Annotated in this window: 18 protein-coding genes; 8 read left to right on the forward strand and 10 right to left on the reverse strand. The window is 66.5% G+C overall.

Annotated features, from left to right (window positions below):
- Positions 1-295 precede the first annotated feature (295 nt).
- The 7 genes from ectA (at position 296) to WDC82_RS02520 (ending at position 6138) form a co-directional block, all read left to right on the forward strand.
- Positions 296-859: a diaminobutyrate acetyltransferase gene (ectA, locus tag WDC82_RS02490; RefSeq protein ID WP_340115672.1), complete on the forward strand. Its 564-nt coding sequence runs from the start codon at positions 296-298 to the stop codon at positions 857-859.
- Positions 860-928: 69 nt separating this feature from the next.
- Entirely contained in the window at positions 929-2209 is a 1281-nt protein-coding gene (ectB, locus tag WDC82_RS02495) for a diaminobutyrate--2-oxoglutarate transaminase (RefSeq protein WP_340115673.1), read from the forward strand.
- Between the two features lie 18 nt (positions 2210-2227).
- Entirely contained in the window at positions 2228-2623 is a 396-nt protein-coding gene (locus tag WDC82_RS02500) for an ectoine synthase (protein WP_340115674.1), read from the forward strand.
- Positions 2624-2697: 74 nt separating this feature from the next.
- Positions 2698-3609, forward strand: coding sequence for an ectoine hydroxylase (gene thpD, locus WDC82_RS02505; protein ID WP_340115675.1), 912 nt, complete (start codon positions 2698-2700; stop codon positions 3607-3609).
- Between the two features lie 56 nt (positions 3610-3665).
- Positions 3666-5108 (forward strand): aspartate kinase, encoded by a 1443-nt coding sequence (locus WDC82_RS02510; protein WP_340115676.1) that lies wholly within the window; start codon positions 3666-3668, stop codon positions 5106-5108.
- Between the two features lie 93 nt (positions 5109-5201).
- Positions 5202-5639: a hypothetical protein gene (locus WDC82_RS02515; RefSeq protein ID WP_340115677.1), complete on the forward strand. Its 438-nt coding sequence runs from the start codon at positions 5202-5204 to the stop codon at positions 5637-5639.
- Between the two features lie 16 nt (positions 5640-5655).
- Entirely contained in the window at positions 5656-6138 is a 483-nt protein-coding gene (locus tag WDC82_RS02520; protein ID WP_340115678.1) for a flavodoxin family protein, read from the forward strand.
- A gap of 12 nt (positions 6139-6150) precedes the next feature.
- Here WDC82_RS02520 and WDC82_RS02525 read toward each other — a convergent pair whose 3' ends face one another.
- The 10 genes from WDC82_RS02525 to WDC82_RS02570 all read right to left on the reverse strand — a co-directional run bounded on the left by WDC82_RS02525 (position 6151) and on the right by WDC82_RS02570 (position 13557).
- Positions 6151-6849 (reverse strand): helix-turn-helix domain-containing protein, encoded by a 699-nt coding sequence (locus tag WDC82_RS02525; protein WP_340115679.1) that lies wholly within the window; start codon positions 6847-6849, stop codon positions 6151-6153.
- A gap of 153 nt (positions 6850-7002) precedes the next feature.
- Entirely contained in the window at positions 7003-7752 is a 750-nt protein-coding gene (locus tag WDC82_RS02530) for a dienelactone hydrolase family protein (protein WP_340115680.1), read from the reverse strand.
- 188 nt (positions 7753-7940) lie between these two features.
- Complete coding sequence (locus tag WDC82_RS02535; protein WP_340115681.1) at positions 7941-8447, reverse strand: phasin family protein; 507 nt, start codon at positions 8445-8447, stop codon at positions 7941-7943.
- A gap of 284 nt (positions 8448-8731) precedes the next feature.
- Positions 8732-9412 (reverse strand): TetR family transcriptional regulator, encoded by a 681-nt coding sequence (locus WDC82_RS02540; RefSeq protein ID WP_340115682.1) that lies wholly within the window; start codon positions 9410-9412, stop codon positions 8732-8734.
- An 87-nt stretch (positions 9413-9499) separates the two neighbouring features.
- Positions 9500-9991 (reverse strand): YbaK/EbsC family protein, encoded by a 492-nt coding sequence (locus WDC82_RS02545; protein WP_340115683.1) that lies wholly within the window; start codon positions 9989-9991, stop codon positions 9500-9502.
- 49 nt (positions 9992-10040) lie between these two features.
- Complete coding sequence (locus WDC82_RS02550) at positions 10041-10676, reverse strand: DUF6064 family protein (protein WP_340115684.1); 636 nt, start codon at positions 10674-10676, stop codon at positions 10041-10043.
- A gap of 12 nt (positions 10677-10688) precedes the next feature.
- Positions 10689-11531, reverse strand: a complete 843-nt coding sequence (locus WDC82_RS02555) for an aldo/keto reductase (protein ID WP_340115685.1) — start codon at positions 11529-11531, stop codon at positions 10689-10691.
- Between the two features lie 117 nt (positions 11532-11648).
- Positions 11649-12464, reverse strand: a complete 816-nt coding sequence (proC, locus tag WDC82_RS02560) for a pyrroline-5-carboxylate reductase (RefSeq protein ID WP_340115686.1) — start codon at positions 12462-12464, stop codon at positions 11649-11651.
- A gap of 50 nt (positions 12465-12514) precedes the next feature.
- Positions 12515-13015 carry a YbjN domain-containing protein gene (locus tag WDC82_RS02565; RefSeq protein ID WP_340115687.1) on the reverse strand — a complete coding sequence of 167 codons (501 nt, stop codon included), beginning with the start codon at positions 13013-13015 and terminating at the stop codon, positions 12515-12517.
- A gap of 197 nt (positions 13016-13212) precedes the next feature.
- Positions 13213-13557: an accessory factor UbiK family protein gene (locus WDC82_RS02570; RefSeq protein ID WP_340115688.1), complete on the reverse strand. Its 345-nt coding sequence runs from the start codon at positions 13555-13557 to the stop codon at positions 13213-13215.
- Between the two features lie 183 nt (positions 13558-13740).
- Between WDC82_RS02570 and rfaD the strand changes: the two genes are divergently transcribed.
- Entirely contained in the window at positions 13741-14739 is a 999-nt protein-coding gene (rfaD, locus tag WDC82_RS02575; protein ID WP_340115689.1) for an ADP-glyceromanno-heptose 6-epimerase, read from the forward strand.
- The last annotated feature ends 14 nt before the right edge of the window (positions 14740-14753 follow it).

Below are 14753 nucleotides of genomic sequence, written 5' to 3' on the forward strand. Positions count from 1 at the left end.
CCTCCCGCCGATCCTTCGAGAATCGAGCCTTCCGTGGCCGGATTCTAGGGTGCGCATTCAAGCCCGCCAACCATCCATTTAGTTCACCTAACGAAAGAGAATTTCCTCTCACTTCAAAAACCCTTTTTGCCTAAAATTTCCTTCGATTCCACCATCTTGGAGAATCCGCGTGGTTTTCAAGGAAGATACTGGGCATGGGGTCAGAGGTGCCGGAACTTCATGGGCCCTTAACGGTTGACAATTTAGTTTGACGTACAAATTATTCGGACCTCTTCAACACCTGGAGATGCACGAGATGCAGTTAGAGAAAGCCATCGACGCGACCCGCGCCGGGACGGATGCCGAAGAGCGCCAGGCCCTGCGCTTCCGCAAGCCGCGCAAGGCCGACGGCGCCGCCGTGTGGGCGCTGATTCAGAGCATTGACGCGCTCGACGACAACTCGATGTATTGCAACCTGCTGCAGTGCTCGCACTTTGCCAGCACCTGCGCCCTCGCCGAATTGGATGGCGAGGCGGTCGGCTGGATCTCCGGCTATCTGCCGCCCGACAAGCCCGACACCCTTTTTGTCTGGCAGGTCGCGGTGCACCCCGATGCCCGCGGGCGCGGCGTTGCCAAGCGGCTGATCCACGAACTGCTGCGGCGCCCGGATTGCCGCAAGGTCCGCCACATCCACAGCACCATCACGCGCGATAACGCGGCGTCCTGGGCGCTGTTCCGTGCCATCGCCGACGACCTGGACGCGCCGATCTCGGACGACCCCCACTTCGAGCGCGAGACCCACTTCGACGGCCAGCACGACACCGAGCATCTCGTTGAGATCGGTCCGATCGACCGGGTCGGCCTGCGCCGCGTCGCCTGACGCGCCGCCCGCTCCTCCCCCGCTCCTCCGCCGTGCCGCCTGTTCCGTAACCGACAAAGAGGCCCTTTTATGTCCGCAGCCATCGAGACCTTTACCCGCCGTGAATCCGAAATCCGCAGCTACTGCCGCAGCTTTCCGACGGTCTTCGAACGCGCCCAGGGCGCCGAGTTGATCGCCGAGGACGGCCGTCGCTACATCGATTTCCTGGCCGGCTGCTCGACGCTGAACTACGGGCACAACGACCCCGACATGAAGCTCGCCTTGGTCGACTACATCCTGCGCGACGGCGTCACTCACGGCCTCGACATGTACACCGACGCCAAGGCCGCCTTCATCGAGGCCTTTGAGGAGATCATCCTGAAGCCGCGTGGCATGGACTACCGCCTGCAGTTTACCGGCCCGACCGGCGCCAACGCCGTCGAGGCCGCATTGAAGCTGGCGCGCAAGGTGACGGGCCGCCGCCAGGTTGTCGCCTTCACCAACGGCTTCCACGGCGTGACCCTGGGAGCGCTGGCCTGCACCGGCAACGGCTACCACCGCGGCGGCGCGGGCCTGCCGCTGGACGGCGTCATGCGGGTACCCTACGACGGTTACCTGGAGAACGACGCCGCCGACGGGGCGGGGGGCCTGGCGACGCTGGAGCAGATGCTGGACGATCCGTCCAGCGGCATGGAAGCGCCCGCCGCCTTCATCATCGAGACGGTCCAGGGCGAGGGCGGCCTCAACGTCGCCTCGGCCGAGTTCATGCGCCGCCTGGAAAAGCTGGCGCGCAAGCACAAGAGCCTCTTGATCGTCGACGACATCCAAGCCGGCTGCGGACGCACCGGTAGCTTCTTCTCCTTCGAGGAGATGGATATTTCGCCAGACATCATCACCATGGCCAAGTCGCTGTCGGGCATGGGCCTGCCGTTCGCCATGGCGCTGCTGAAGCCGGAGCACGACATCTGGGGCCCGGCCGAGCACAACGGCACGTTCCGCGGCAACAACCACGCCTTCGTCACCGCCAGGGTGGCGCTGGAGAAGTTCTGGAAAGACGACGCCTTCGCCGAGAAGCTGCGCGCGAAGGGCGATCACTTGGGCAAACGCCTGGCCGAGATCGCCGAGAAGCACGGCTATGCCACCAAGGGACGCGGCATGTTCCGGGGCATCGATGTGGGCGACGGCGAGACGGCCTCGGCGATCTGCGCCGCCTGCTTCGAGCGCGGGCTCATCATCGAGACTTCCGGCGCCCATGACGAGGTCGTGAAGGTGCTGGCCCCGCTGACCATCAAGCAGGAGCAGCTCGACGCCGGCCTCGACATCGTCGCCGAGGCCTTCGCCAAAATCCATCGCAAGGCCGCTGCCGCTTAACAGGAGTACGAAAGTAAAATGATTGTCCGCGATTTGAAGGAAGCCCGGAACAGCGAGCGCCACGTCTTCTCGGAAGGGTGGGACAGCGTGCGCCTGCTGCTTAAGGGCGATCAGATGGGCTTCAGCTTCCACATTACCACGATCCATGAGGGGGCGGAGCTGCAGATGCACTACAAGAACCACCTCGAATCGGTTTACTGCATCTCCGGCGAAGGCTCCATCGAAGACTGCGCCACAGGCGAGACTCACGCGATCCGCCCTGGCGTCATGTACGCCCTCGACAAGCACGACAAGCACGTGCTGCGCGGCAAGACCGAGATGGTCATGGCCTGTTGCTTCAACCCGCCGGTGACCGGCAAGGAAGTGCACGGGCCGGACGGCGCCTATGCGCTGGAAGTCGACGAGGTTGCCTGAGCGGCAGCGCAGATAGCCTGAGCAACAGCGAGAGAGAGTGTGTGTCGAGTCGAAGCATTCGTTTTGAGGAGGAGATGAGTTCTTTTGCGGACCCCTACCCATCCCGTGTCGATCCCGAGCCCCGGTGGCTGCCGCGCCTTGACCCCGTCGTCTGGAACGACAAGGTGCGCGCCGAAGGGCCGCTAACGCGGGGTCAGCTGGCGGACTACGAGCGGGATGGCTTTCTGTTTTTCCCAGGCCTGTTCCAGGAGTCGGAGATCGCGGCGCTTGTCGACGAGATGAACCGGCTGAGCCGCGACCCGGAGGTGCTTTCACGCGAAGGCAGCATTACCGAGCCGTCCAGCGGCGACCTGCGCACGGTGTTCGAGATCCACAAAGCGAGCGCGCTCTTCGCAAAGCTGGCGCAGGATCCGCGCGTGGCCGGCGCCGCAGAGCAGCTGCTCGGCGACGCCGTCTACGTCAGCCAGTCGCGGCTGAACTACAAGCCCGGGTTTCGTGCAAAGGAGTTCTACTGGCATAGCGATTTCGAGACCTGGCACGTCGAGGACGGCATGCCGCGCATGCGCGCGCTCAGCATCTCGATCACGCTGACCGAGAACTACGCCTTCAACGGCCCCCTCATGGTAGTCCCGGGCTCGCACCGTTGGTTCGTCTCCTGCATCGGCGAAACGCCCGAAGATCACTATAAGACCTCGCTGAAGCGCCAGGACTACGGCGTTCCCGATGACGAGTCTCTAAGACGGCTGATCGCAGACGGCGGCGTGTTCAGCACCACCGGAAAAGCGGGCTCGGTGATTCTGTTCGACTGCAACATCATGCACGGCTCCAACAGCAACATCACGCCGTTCCCGCGCTCCAACGCTTTCTTCGCGTTCAACGCCATCAGCAATGCCGTGGGCGCACCTTTCGGCGGCTCGCAGCGGCGGCCGGACTTCCTCTGCGAGCGGCAACCCTATCCTGTCCGGCCGACGCGGCGGGCAGCGTGACACGGCGTAAGGTCGGACAAAGCGCCGGCAAGATGAAACATAAAAAGAGGACAGCAATGACCACCCTTAGCGTTCATAAGATCGGCGGCACCTCGATGTCCGCCGTCGACACCGTGGTCGACGATATCGTGCTCGGCGGACGGCACGGCGAGGCCCTCTATAACCGGGTTTTCGTTGTCTCCGCTTACAGCGGCATGACCGATCTGCTGCTCGAACACAAGAAGACGGCCGAGCCCGGGGTCTACGCGCTCTATTCAGGCTCCGAAAGCGAGTGGGCCTGGGGCGATGCCCTGACGCGCACAGCTGCGGCGATGCGGGAGAAGAACCGCGCGGTGCTCGACGACCCGGCCGATGTCGCCGCAGCCGACCGCTTCGTCGAGGAGCGCATAGAGGGCGCACGCAGCTGTCTGCTCGATCTTCGGCGGCTCTGTTCGTTCGGCCACTTCAAGCTGCCTGAGCATCTGATGACGGTGCGCGAGCTGTTGAGCGGGCTGGGCGAGGCACACAGCGCGCACAACCTGATGCTGCGCCTCAGGCGCTCCGGCATCGATGCCGTGTTCGTCGATCTCACCGGCTGGCGCGGCAGCGAGAGCGTCAGTCTGGAGCGCCGCATCGAGGAGGCCTTCGAGCCCATCGACCTCACCCGCCAGCTGCCGATCGTCACCGGCTATGCACAGTGCGAGGAGGGTCTGGTCAAGCTCTACGGGCGCGGCTACAGCGAACTCACCTTCTCGCGCATTGCCGTGCACCTGGGCGCCGCGGAAGCGGTGATCCACAAGGAGTTCCACCTTTCCTCCGCCGACCCGAAACTGGTCGGCGCCGAAGTGGTGAAGCAGATCGCAGAAACCAACTACGACGTCGCCGACCAGCTTTCCAACATGGGTATGGAGGCGATCCACCCCAGCGCCGCCAAGGGCCTGCGCCAGGCGCGCATCCCGCTGCGCATCAAGAACACCTTCGAGCCGCTGGACCCCGGCGCTGTGATCCGCGGCGATCTCGAGGCTGCCGACCCGGCGGTGGAGATGGTCACCGGCCTCAAAGGCGTCTTCGCCTTCGAGTTCTTCGAACAGGACATGGTCGGTGTGAAAGGCTTTGACGCGGCGATCCTCGAGGTGCTGCAGCGCCACAAGGCGCGCATCGTCTCGAAGACATCCAACGCCAACACCATCACCCATTTCCTCAAAGGCTCCGCCAAGGCGGTGAAGCGGGTCGAGGAGGACCTCACCCGGCGCTTCCCCTCGGCATCCATCGCCTCGCGCAATGTCGCGGTGGTCGCTGTAATCGGCCGCGACCTGCGCCTGCGCGGCCTCGGCGCACGGGTCCTCACCGCACTCGCCGAGGCGGGCATCGAGCCCTTGGGCTTCAACGATCCCCTGCGCAAGGTCGACATGCAGGTGATCGTCGACGAGGCTGACCACGATGCCAGCATCCGTGCCCTGCACAAGGCGCTGATCGAGCGTTCCGCCGAGGCCGCGCCGTCGCTGGTCGCCGCGGCCTGAATGACGGGTTGATTGCCGGGACGTTTGCCCAAATCGGCACAGTTTGGCTAAAGTCGCGCCCAGCGGACGAACTTTATGGAAGCGAGGCGCGCGATGACCGACAGCTTGGAACCCAGTCGCTTGGATCGGGCGGAGCTGATCTCCCTGCTCGAAACCCTGGGCAGCGAGAACGACGAGGAAGTGCTGGCCGCCGCGCGCGTGCTCGATACCAAGGTGAGCGCCGCCGGCACCTCGTGGAACGTGCTGCTGGCCGCCGGCCGCGGCGTTGAGGCTGACCCGGCGGATGAGGACGCGCACGATGACGACGGCGGCGAAGAGGATGCGCCCGCCGTCTCCGCCGGCCTGCCCGCCGACACGGAGGCGAAGAACGCCGAGACCCTTGCTCTCATCGGCCGGCTGCTGGGCCGCGGCGGCCACTCCGAGGCGTTCCGCGAGGAATTGGAAGGCTACAAGGCCGACATCGCCGCCGGCGAGATGACCGACGCCGATCACAGTTACGTCCGGGCGCTCTACAAGCGCCTGACGGGCTGAACGGCCCGGCGGACCGATGGCCGGCGCGCCGCGGGCGGAAAAGCGGCTGCTGATCGTCGCCCACGTCCCGTCGCCTAACACCACGCGCTTGCGCGACGCGGCGCTGGAAGGGGCCCGTGCACCGGAGATAGCGGGTGTCGAGACCCGCGCCCTCACCCCCTTCGAGACCGAGCCGGACGACGTGCTGGCGGCCGACGCCCTCCTGATCGGCACCACCGAGAACCTCGGCTATATGAGCGGCGCGCTGAAGGACTTCTTCGACCGCTGCTACTATCCCGTGCTGGAGAAAACCGAGGGGCTGCCCTATGCGCTCTACATCCGCGCGGGCCACGACGGCACCGGCACCCGGCGTGCCGTCGAGAGCATCGCCACCGGCCTCAAGTGGCGGGCGGTGCAGGCACCGCTGATCTGTCGCGGCGAGTGGCAGGAGCATTTCGTCGACGACTGCCGCGAGCTCGGCATGGCCATGGCCGCCGGCCTGGAGGCTGGGATTTTCTGACCACCAACGCCGTCAGGCGACCATGCGCTCGACCTTGGCGAAGGGGCTGAGCCGCAGCCACTTCTGCAGGGCGTCCTCCAGCGCGCGGCTGCCGGTCAGCACCATCTGGCCACTGTCCTTGGCCGCGGCGGCCGTCTTGTAGCCCATCCAGATCTCCGTCATGGTCCGCAGGTCGGTCGCCACGTAGAGGTCCACCTCGAAGCCCGGATCGACCGAGCAGAGATCGACCGCCGCGCCGGGCTCCACCACCAGCCACCAGTCGCGCCGTGCCGCCGGCTGGTCGCTGAAGCTCACCTCGATGGTGCTGCGGCGCTGCGGCATCGGCGTCGGATCGATGTTGCGCCGCATGTCCCACATCAGAAGCTGCGGGTCGAGCTTCTGCAGCGAAGCTTCCGATTCGACCCAGCGCTGGCCCCAGATGCCCATGGCCTCGATGACCGGCTTGAGGTCGCGCCCCGCCGCGGTCAATCGGTATTCATGCCCCTCGCCGTCGCCGGGCCGGCGGACGCGCTCCAGCACGCCGGCGTCCTCCAGGTCGCGCAGGCGCTTGGTCAGCAGCGCCGGCGACATTCGCGGCACACCGCGGCGCAGCTCGTTGAAGCGGGTCGAGCCGGCGATGAGCTCACGCAGCAGGACGACGGTCCAGCGGGTGCAGAGGATCTCCGCCGCCATGGCGACGGGACAGAACTGTTTGTAGCTGCCTTCGGTCATTGGACACTCCCGGTCACGGCCCCCACGAGCGCACGAGCCTGCCGGACTCTAGGCCGGGAGAGCTGAGGGCGACCAGTACATAAAGTGTACCAATTGTAGCCGTCGCCCGGCCCGCGACGGGTGCGCGGGGCCGGGCGGCTGCCGCCTGCCGGATCAGCTGCCGGTCAGGGTGGTACCGAGGAAATCCTGGAAGGCGTCCCACGACTGCTGGTCGGCGACCTCGCGGTAGGCCTGCGAGCCGAACACCGTGAACGCGTGCGGCGCACCGGAGTAGACCTCGATCTCGTAGGTGAGCCCCGCGGCCTCCAGTTCCTTCGACAGTGCCGCAACGTCGTCCATTGTAATGGCGCTGTCGGCGCCGCCATGGGCGATCAGCAGCGGCGGCGTGTCGGCCGGGTAGCTCTGTCCTTCCGGCGTCGAAAGTCCACCGTGGAATGTCGCGTAGCCTGCGACGCCCTTGGCCTGGCCGGAGCGCGCCATTTCCAGCGTCGCGGCGCCGCCGAAGCAGTACCCCATGACCACCGCCGGGGCGCTGCTCAGCTTGCGCGCCTCGGCAAGGCCGCCCAGCAGCCGGCTGCGCATCGCCTCCCGATCACTGTAGAGCTTGCCTGTTTCGGCCCGCTTGGCGTCGGTCGTCTCCGGCCGGTTGCCCTGGCCGAAGAGGTCGACGGCAAAGGCGTCGTAGCCCATCTCGGCCAGCATCTCGGCGCGCTTTTCCTCGTACTCGGTGAGGCCGTCCCAATCGTGGATGATCAGCACCAGGCCCTTGGACGTCCCCTTGGCCGGCGCGCTGTAGCCCTCGTAGTTGCCGCCTTCGACGGTATAGACGACCGTCTCGCCGGCCACTGCAGCGACCGGCAGCAGTGCCGCCCCGAAAGCCAATCCCAGAACTGCAAGCCTCATGTCCGCTCTCCCTCTTTCTGGTGGAGTGATTTCGCGACACAAGATAGAGCGCGGCGCGGAAATGTTAAGTCCGCAAGGCGTCGCCCCGAGACCGCCTGCGCAAAACAAAAAGGGCCGTCCGGCAGGACGGCCCTTCTAGGCTAGCAACAGGGTACTTTTCGGAGGAAATAACTCCGCGACGAAGCGGCTTACTTCTTCTTCGCGGTCTTCTTGATCTCGCCGGTGATCTCGCCGAAGCTCTCGCTCACGCGGGTCGACAGCAGATCGGCGGCTTCCACGTTGGACTTGCTGGCCATCTCGGTCAGCTCGCGCAGGTTGGCGACGGCGGCCTCGTAGGCCTCCTTGGCCAGTTCAGCCTGCTTGGCGAACTTGTCCTGCGGGGTCTCGGCGGAATTCAGCTCGGACAGCGCCTTGGAGGCGTCCTCGACGCCCTTGCGCAGGATCTCGGCCTGACGGCGGATCACCGCCTGGGCGCCTTCCAGAGCAATCTTGTTGGCGGAGGCGAAGGCCTCGAGGTTGCGCTTCTGGTACTCGACCAGAGCCTGGGCGTCGAGGCCCGGCATCTTGAACTGGTCGGCCATCTTGGTGAAATCGAACTTTTCCCACTGCTCGGTGAGCTTGCTGGGATCCATGAAAGTGGCGAAGTCGAACTTGGAGAACTCGCCGTTCAGAAACGGGTTACCGGAAACAGCCATGACTTGGGCTCCTCATCCCTAGCGGGGGTCTCCCGCGGTAAAATGGGCGGGGGGTTCCCCGCAGAAAATGTTGCACCGCACAAAAGTCGGCGTGACCGTGATATAGGCCACCGTTCGTACGCCGTCAAGGATTTTATTGCACTGCACAATGAATTTTTCCTAGGCAAACCAACGAGTCGCGGGCCCTGGCGCGTGCAGTTGCGAAATTCCTTAACCATAAGAGGGACTTGGAACCGGGACCCGCCGGGCCGGCGAATCGCCCAAACGGCGGCTCTGCCGGCTGCTCAGGCGGCCGCGTGGCCGGAACGGTCGCGGCCCGGCCGGTAGCTCTTGAGGCGCCCCACCAGGTTGTCGATGCGGGACAACTGCTTGTCGAGGTGCGCCATGGTGGCGGCCATATCCTCGCTGTCGTCGCGCAGCCACACCCGGACCGTGGAGAGGTAAATCGCCGCAAGCCCCTTTACCCGCAGCACGCCGCGGCATCCTGTGGTCGAGAAGCCCGCGGCCTCCAGGGTGGCGGCCATGGACCGGCCGAGACGGCCGAGGCCGCAGCAGGCGGCCAGCGGGTCGCGCAGCTGGTCCTGCAGGATGACGCCCAGCGCCTCCTTGTAGGGCTGCAGGGCGTCGAAGCGCCGCATCACCATGTCGAACAGGCGGTCGCGGGCGGGGCTGTCGAGCCCCTCGCTGCCTTCGGCCAGCATCTGCGCATCGACCTCCCGCGAGAAGCCGTCGAGGATCGCCTGCTTAGAGGGAAACAACGGGTAAACCTCGGACAGCGGCAGGCCGGCCGCCTCGGCGATTTCCGCCAGGGACAGATCGCGCCAGCCTTGCTCCAGCGCCAGGGCGAAGGCGGCGTCGATAACCTGCCGGCGCGGCTCTCCGGCAGCCTTGGCGCCGGCCTTGCCCGCAGCCTTTTTGCCGGCAGACTTCTTGGAGGACTTAGGGTTCGTGGGTTTCTTCACCATGTCGGACGTTCCTCCTTAGCCTCTTAACGTAGGGCGCCGGCCCGGCCCTGTGAAGCCCGCGCCTTCCCCGGCAGGCCTATCGCGTCTTTACGACCCCTTCTTTACCGCGGCCACGGCGCCCCCGGTCAGCGCCACCAGGTCCGTCGGCGTCAGGCGGAAGACCGCGTTGGGCGTGCCGGCGGCGGCCCAGATCTCGTCCAGCGCCATGAGGTCCGCGTCGATGAAGACGACCGGCGCCTCGCGGTGGCCGACCGGCGGCACGCCGCCGATGGCAAAGCCGGTCCTGGCGCGGACGAAGTCGGCATCGGCCCGCGCCAGCTTCTCCCCCAGGAGGCCCGCCACGGCCTTTTCGTCGACCCGGTTGGCGCCGCTGGCCATGACCAGCACCGGACGGCCGGTGTCCGCCGCGCGAAAGATCAGCGACTTGGCGATCTGCGCGACGTCACAGCCGATCGCCGCCGCTGCCTCCTCCGAGGTGCGCGTCGAGGCGGGAAACTCGCGGACCTGGAACGCGAAGCCCGCGTCTTGGATCGCCGCCTGCACCCGACGCGCGCTGTCTTTCAACTGAAGCCCGCTCATGAACGCAACCGCCTCCGCTGTACGGTCTCTTCGCGCCAGCATAGCACCCTCACGCGGCGCGCCAATTGCCGGCAGCCATACCCGCCACCGCCGCGACCGAGAGACCCGCCAGGGCGAGGTACTCGGGCACGCCCAGCACCCAGCCGGTGACACCGGCAACAGCGGCCCACAGCGCCGGGATGACCAGCAGCAGCCAGCGCGTCCGGCCCGGCATCAGCAGCAGCACGGCCAGCGTCAAGAGCACCGTCGGGGCCGGGGCCACGCCGACCACCCCGGCGGCGGCGAAGCCGGGTCCGGCCAGCCCGCTGACGAGCGGCAGGCCGAAGAGAGAGGCCGCCGCCAGCGCCAGGGCAAGACCGCCGAGGCGGCCGCCGGCGGCGTGCAGGGTACCGCCGCGCCACACCAGCGCCCAGAGCAGCAGCACCGCCTCGGCGATGAAGGCCCAGCCATAGATCTGCGCCATGAAATCGAGCGATGCCATGTGCCGCAGAAAAAATGCAGCGCCGCACCACAGCCAGCCGAGGGCGAGGATCGCGCCGAGTGCGCGTCCGCTCCACGGTTGCGGAGAAAGCGTCAGCCAGACCGCAATCAGCGCCGCCGCAAGCGCAAGGACCTGCGCCGGCCAGATCGCCGTGTTGTACTGAGCGTAGAGGGAGGCCAGCACCTCCGCATTGAAAGGAAACATGGCGCGGGAAGCCTACAGGCTCTCGACGTCCGCCACCATGCGGCGGCGCAACGCGGCATCGGGCAGCGGTCCGGTCAGCACGGCCATGTTCTCGGCCATGTGGTCGACGCGCGAGGTCGCCGGAATGACGCAGGTGACGGCGGGATGCGAGACGATGAACTTCAGCAGCACCTGTGCCCAGTTCGTCGCGCCGATCTCCGCCGCCCAGCCGGGCAGCGGCTGCCCCTCGAAGCGGCGGATCAGCGCCTTCTGGCGGAACGGCCGATTGACCAGCACCGCCTGGCCGCGGTCGGCGGCCAGCGGCAGCAGCCGCGCTTCGGCCTCACGATCGAGGATGTTGTAGGTGAACTGCACGAAATCGAGCGGCTGGCCTTTCATCACCGCTTCCATCTCGTCATGGCGGCTGCCGTGCGAGGTGGTGATGCCGAGATAGCGGATGCGGCCCTCGTCCTTCATGCGCTTCAAGGTTTCCAGATGGCCGTCCCAGTTCAGCAGGTTGTGCACCTGCATGAGGTCGAAACGCTCGACGCCCCAGGCCGCGCGCTGCTCTTCCATCTGCTCCGGACCGTCGCCCTGCAGCCAGGTCCACACCTTGCTGGCAGAAAAGAGCTGCGGCCGCCCGAGCTTTTCGAGACCGTAGCCGATCACATCGGCGGAACTGCCGTACATCGGCGAACAGTCGATCACCGTACCGCCCCGCGCGAAGAACTCCCGCAGCACCTCGGCGCGCTGGTCGCGCAGATCTTGGTTGCTGCCGACGTTGAAGGTGATCCACGAGCCCATGCCGATCACCGGCACCTTCTCAACGCTCGACGGAATGGTGCGGGTGATCGCTGCATCCTGCGCCCGTGTCAAAGTGCTCGCAAAAGGCAAGGCCGCAAGGCCGCCCAGCACGCTTCGCCGCGAAGGTCGCCAAGATCCGGTCATGGGAAGAACATGGGCCCTGCGGGCCGAATGTCAAAGAAACGGGATCTAACCCAGTTCCCTGCTGCGCTTGGTGGCGGCGGCGATGGCGCGGGTCATCAGCGGCTGCAGGCCGTCCTCGGCCATGAGGATCTTCAAGGCCTCCAGCGTAGTGCCGGCGGGTGAGGTGACGTTCTCGCGCAGCTTGGACGCCGGCTCGCTGGCGATGTGGACCAGTTCGCCGGCACCGGCGACGGTCACGCGGGCGCACTGCATGGCGAGGTCCTCCGGTAGTCCGGCGGCGACGCCGGCCTTGGCGAGGCACTCGATCAGCAGGAAGACGTAGGCCGGGCCGCCGCCGGAGACGGCGGTGACCGCGTCGATCAGGCCCTCGTCGTCGACCCAGGCGGTCTCGCCCACCGCGGCCAACAGCGCGCCGCAGATATCGCGCAACTTGGCATCGGCACGGTCGTTGGCGACCAGCACCGTCATGCCGCGGCCGACGGCGGCGGGCGTGTTGGGCATGGCACGCACCACAGGGGTGGTCTCGCCCAGTACCTTCTCGAAGCCGGCGATGCGCCAGCCGGCGGCGATGGAGAGCGCCGCCGCACCTTTCGCGGCAAAATCTTTGTAGGCCGGCAACGCATCGGCCAGCATCTGCGGCTTCACCGCGAAGACGATGAGGGCGGGCTTGAAATCGGCAGGCAGGGCGGCGGCATCGGCGGCGTGGTGCACGCCCTGGGCGATGAAGCCCTGCAAGGGATCGGCATGAGGTTCGACGATCCACACCTCGGCGGGGGAAAGGCCCTGGCTCAGCCAGCCTTCCAGCAGCGCACCGCCCATCTTGCCGCAGCCGACCAGCAGTAGCGGTCCGCCGAGATTCATGACGCGCAAAGTTCCATGGCAGACGGCTTCATAACGGCTTCATAACGGCATCAGGCTTCGCCGACCGTCTCCAGCATTGCCGTCTCGAGTGCCTCGCGCACCGGCGAGCCGCCCCAGACGACGAGCTGCAGCGCCGGATAGATGCGGTCGCATTCGGTCAGCGCCGCTTCCACCAGGTCCTCCAGCTGCTCCACCGAGGCGCCGGGCAAGCCGCGCAGCGGGATGGTGTGGCGGTACATCACCGCGCCTTCGTCGGCCATGAGGTCGAAGTGGCCGAGCCACAGGCGCTCGTTGGCGTGGGCCAGCAGATCGCAAACTTCCTGGCGCCGCTCCTGCGGCACCTTCATGTCGAAATGGCAGGAGAAGAACATGGAGCTGACCTCCGACTGCCAGACGGAATACATGTGATACTCGCACCAGTGGCCGCCCATCTCGATGAGCAGCTCGGACTCGCTGTGGCGGTCCAGAGTCCAGTCGTTGGCGGTGCCGAGTTCTTCCAGGAGGTCGAGGGGGTTGATCGGATGGTGGTATTCGGAAACGAGTTCGACCATTGCGACGCAGCCTCTTCGGTTGGCGGTGGCAGGGTCGAGCGTCCCGCTTGGACCGATATATGGATTAAGGCGACGCCGCCGCTACCAAATGTAGCGTAGCCCCAAAAGATTCCGCTCTGCAACAAACGATTGGGCGGAAATCCGCCATTCCGCGAGAAACCTGTGGACGAGACGAGAGAAAAAGGGCAGCAGCGCCGTCAGCCGTCGCCCTGCCCGGCACTGGGCCCGGTGCCGGCCCCAGTGCCGCCCGGCGTGGCCGCGGATTTTTTCGAAACCGCCTCCAGCGCGGCTTCCAGGGCCGCCAGGCGCTGTTCCAGTGCCGCCACCTGCTCGCTCAGCACCTCCTGCTGCTCGCGGGCGGCGGCGGCCACCGCCGCCATGGCATCGAACTCCTCGCGCGGCACCAGGTCCATCTGGGCCAGCAGGCGCTCCAGCTGCTCGCGGAAGCGCGCCTCGACCTCGCTGCGCATGCCGGCGGCGACCCCGAAGGCGCTGCTCGCCACCTTGGCTATGTCTTCCAGGATCTTGCTCTGGCTCTGCATTTGGGAATCCTTCCTCGCGCGTCGGGTTTCGCCACACTATGACCGGCGCGGGGGGACGCTTCAACCGGCTGCCGTCGCTGTGATGCAGCCTGCGGGCGCCGGAGCCGGGGTTGCGGAGCCTTCGGCCGCCCCTCTATAAGGAAGCGCCTGAGATTTCCCAAGATTTGAGGATTCACCCCGCGCATGCTCCTCGTCACCGGCGGCGCCGGCTTCATCGGCTCCAACCTCGTCGCCGCCCTCGCGGAACGCGGCCACGACGTGGTGGTCTGCGATCGGCTGGGCGAGGGCGACAAGTGGCGCAACCTCGCCCACCACACCATCGAGGACGTGATTCCGCCGGAGGAGCTGCCGCAGTTCCTGCGCTGGGCCGAGGGGCGGCTCTCCGCCGTGTTCCACCTGGGCGCCATCTCGGCGACCACCGAGACCGATGGCGACGCGTTGCTCGCCAACAACTTCCGCCTCTCCAAGGTATTCTGGGACCATTGCGCGCGCGAAGGCATTCCACTGATCTACGCCTCCTCGGCGGCGACCTACGGCGACGGCGCCGAGGGCTTCGACGACGACGCCTCCGCCGAGTACCTCGCCCGCCTGCGCCCGCTGAACGGCTATGGCTGGAGCAAGCACCTCTTCGACCGCTGGGTCATGCGGCGCCTGGCCAAGGACGCGCCGCCGGATGAATCCTGGGCGCCGCCGCAGTGGGCGGGCCTGAAGTTCTTCAACGTCTACGGCCCCAACGAGTATCACAAGGGCGGCCAGGCCAGCGTCGCTTGGCACCTCTTCGGCCAGCTCTCGCGCGGCGAGCCGGCAAGGCTCTTCCAGTCGCACCATCCCGACTACGCCGACGGCGGCCAGCTGCGCGACTTCATCTGGGTCGGCGATTGCGTCGACGTCATGCTGTGGCTGCTGGACCATCCGAAGGTCAGCGGCCTCTTCAACGTCGGTACCGGCAAGGCGCGCAGCTTTGCCGACCTGGCACGTGCCGTCTTCGCCGCCATGGATAAGCCGGAGAACATCAGCTACGTTCCGGCACCCGAAGCGATCCGCGACAAGTACCAGTACTTCACGGAAGCAAAGATGGCGCGGCTGCGCACCGCCGGCTACGGCAAGCCCTTCACGGACCTGGAAGAGGGCGTCGCCCGCTACGTGAAGGACTATCTCACCCAGTCCGATCCCTACCGCTAGTACCCATTATCAGG

Origin of the sequence: Pelagibius sp. 7325 (assembly GCF_037652055.1) — a bacterium.
In the GTDB taxonomy this organism is placed as follows: Bacteria; Pseudomonadota; Alphaproteobacteria; order Kiloniellales; family Kiloniellaceae; genus Pelagibius.

What these genes read in the sequence shown, in the direction of transcription:
- ectA (WP_340115672.1), top strand. Translation starts at nt 296, where the DNA reads ATGCAGTTAGAGAAAGCCATCGACGCGACCCGCGCCGGGACGGATGCC.
- ectB (WP_340115673.1), top strand. Translation starts at nt 929, where the DNA reads ATGTCCGCAGCCATCGAGACCTTTACCCGCCGTGAATCCGAAATCCGC.
- WDC82_RS02500 (WP_340115674.1), top strand. Translation starts at nt 2,228, where the DNA reads ATGATTGTCCGCGATTTGAAGGAAGCCCGGAACAGCGAGCGCCACGTC.
- thpD (WP_340115675.1), top strand. Translation starts at nt 2,698, where the DNA reads ATGAGTTCTTTTGCGGACCCCTACCCATCCCGTGTCGATCCCGAGCCC.
- WDC82_RS02510 (WP_340115676.1), top strand. Translation starts at nt 3,666, where the DNA reads ATGACCACCCTTAGCGTTCATAAGATCGGCGGCACCTCGATGTCCGCC.
- WDC82_RS02515 (WP_340115677.1), top strand. Translation starts at nt 5,202, where the DNA reads ATGACCGACAGCTTGGAACCCAGTCGCTTGGATCGGGCGGAGCTGATC.
- WDC82_RS02520 (WP_340115678.1), top strand. Translation starts at nt 5,656, where the DNA reads ATGGCCGGCGCGCCGCGGGCGGAAAAGCGGCTGCTGATCGTCGCCCAC.
- WDC82_RS02525 (WP_340115679.1), bottom strand. Translation starts at nt 6,849, where the DNA reads ATGACCGAAGGCAGCTACAAACAGTTCTGTCCCGTCGCCATGGCGGCG.
- WDC82_RS02530 (WP_340115680.1), bottom strand. Translation starts at nt 7,752, where the DNA reads ATGAGGCTTGCAGTTCTGGGATTGGCTTTCGGGGCGGCACTGCTGCCG.
- WDC82_RS02535 (WP_340115681.1), bottom strand. Translation starts at nt 8,447, where the DNA reads ATGGCTGTTTCCGGTAACCCGTTTCTGAACGGCGAGTTCTCCAAGTTC.
- WDC82_RS02540 (WP_340115682.1), bottom strand. Translation starts at nt 9,412, where the DNA reads ATGGTGAAGAAACCCACGAACCCTAAGTCCTCCAAGAAGTCTGCCGGC.
- WDC82_RS02545 (WP_340115683.1), bottom strand. Translation starts at nt 9,991, where the DNA reads ATGAGCGGGCTTCAGTTGAAAGACAGCGCGCGTCGGGTGCAGGCGGCG.
- WDC82_RS02550 (WP_340115684.1), bottom strand. Translation starts at nt 10,676, where the DNA reads ATGTTTCCTTTCAATGCGGAGGTGCTGGCCTCCCTCTACGCTCAGTAC.
- proC (WP_340115686.1), bottom strand. Translation starts at nt 12,464, where the DNA reads ATGAATCTCGGCGGACCGCTACTGCTGGTCGGCTGCGGCAAGATGGGC.
- WDC82_RS02565 (WP_340115687.1), bottom strand. Translation starts at nt 13,015, where the DNA reads ATGGTCGAACTCGTTTCCGAATACCACCATCCGATCAACCCCCTCGAC.
- WDC82_RS02570 (WP_340115688.1), bottom strand. Translation starts at nt 13,557, where the DNA reads ATGCAGAGCCAGAGCAAGATCCTGGAAGACATAGCCAAGGTGGCGAGC.
- rfaD (WP_340115689.1), top strand. Translation starts at nt 13,741, where the DNA reads ATGCTCCTCGTCACCGGCGGCGCCGGCTTCATCGGCTCCAACCTCGTC.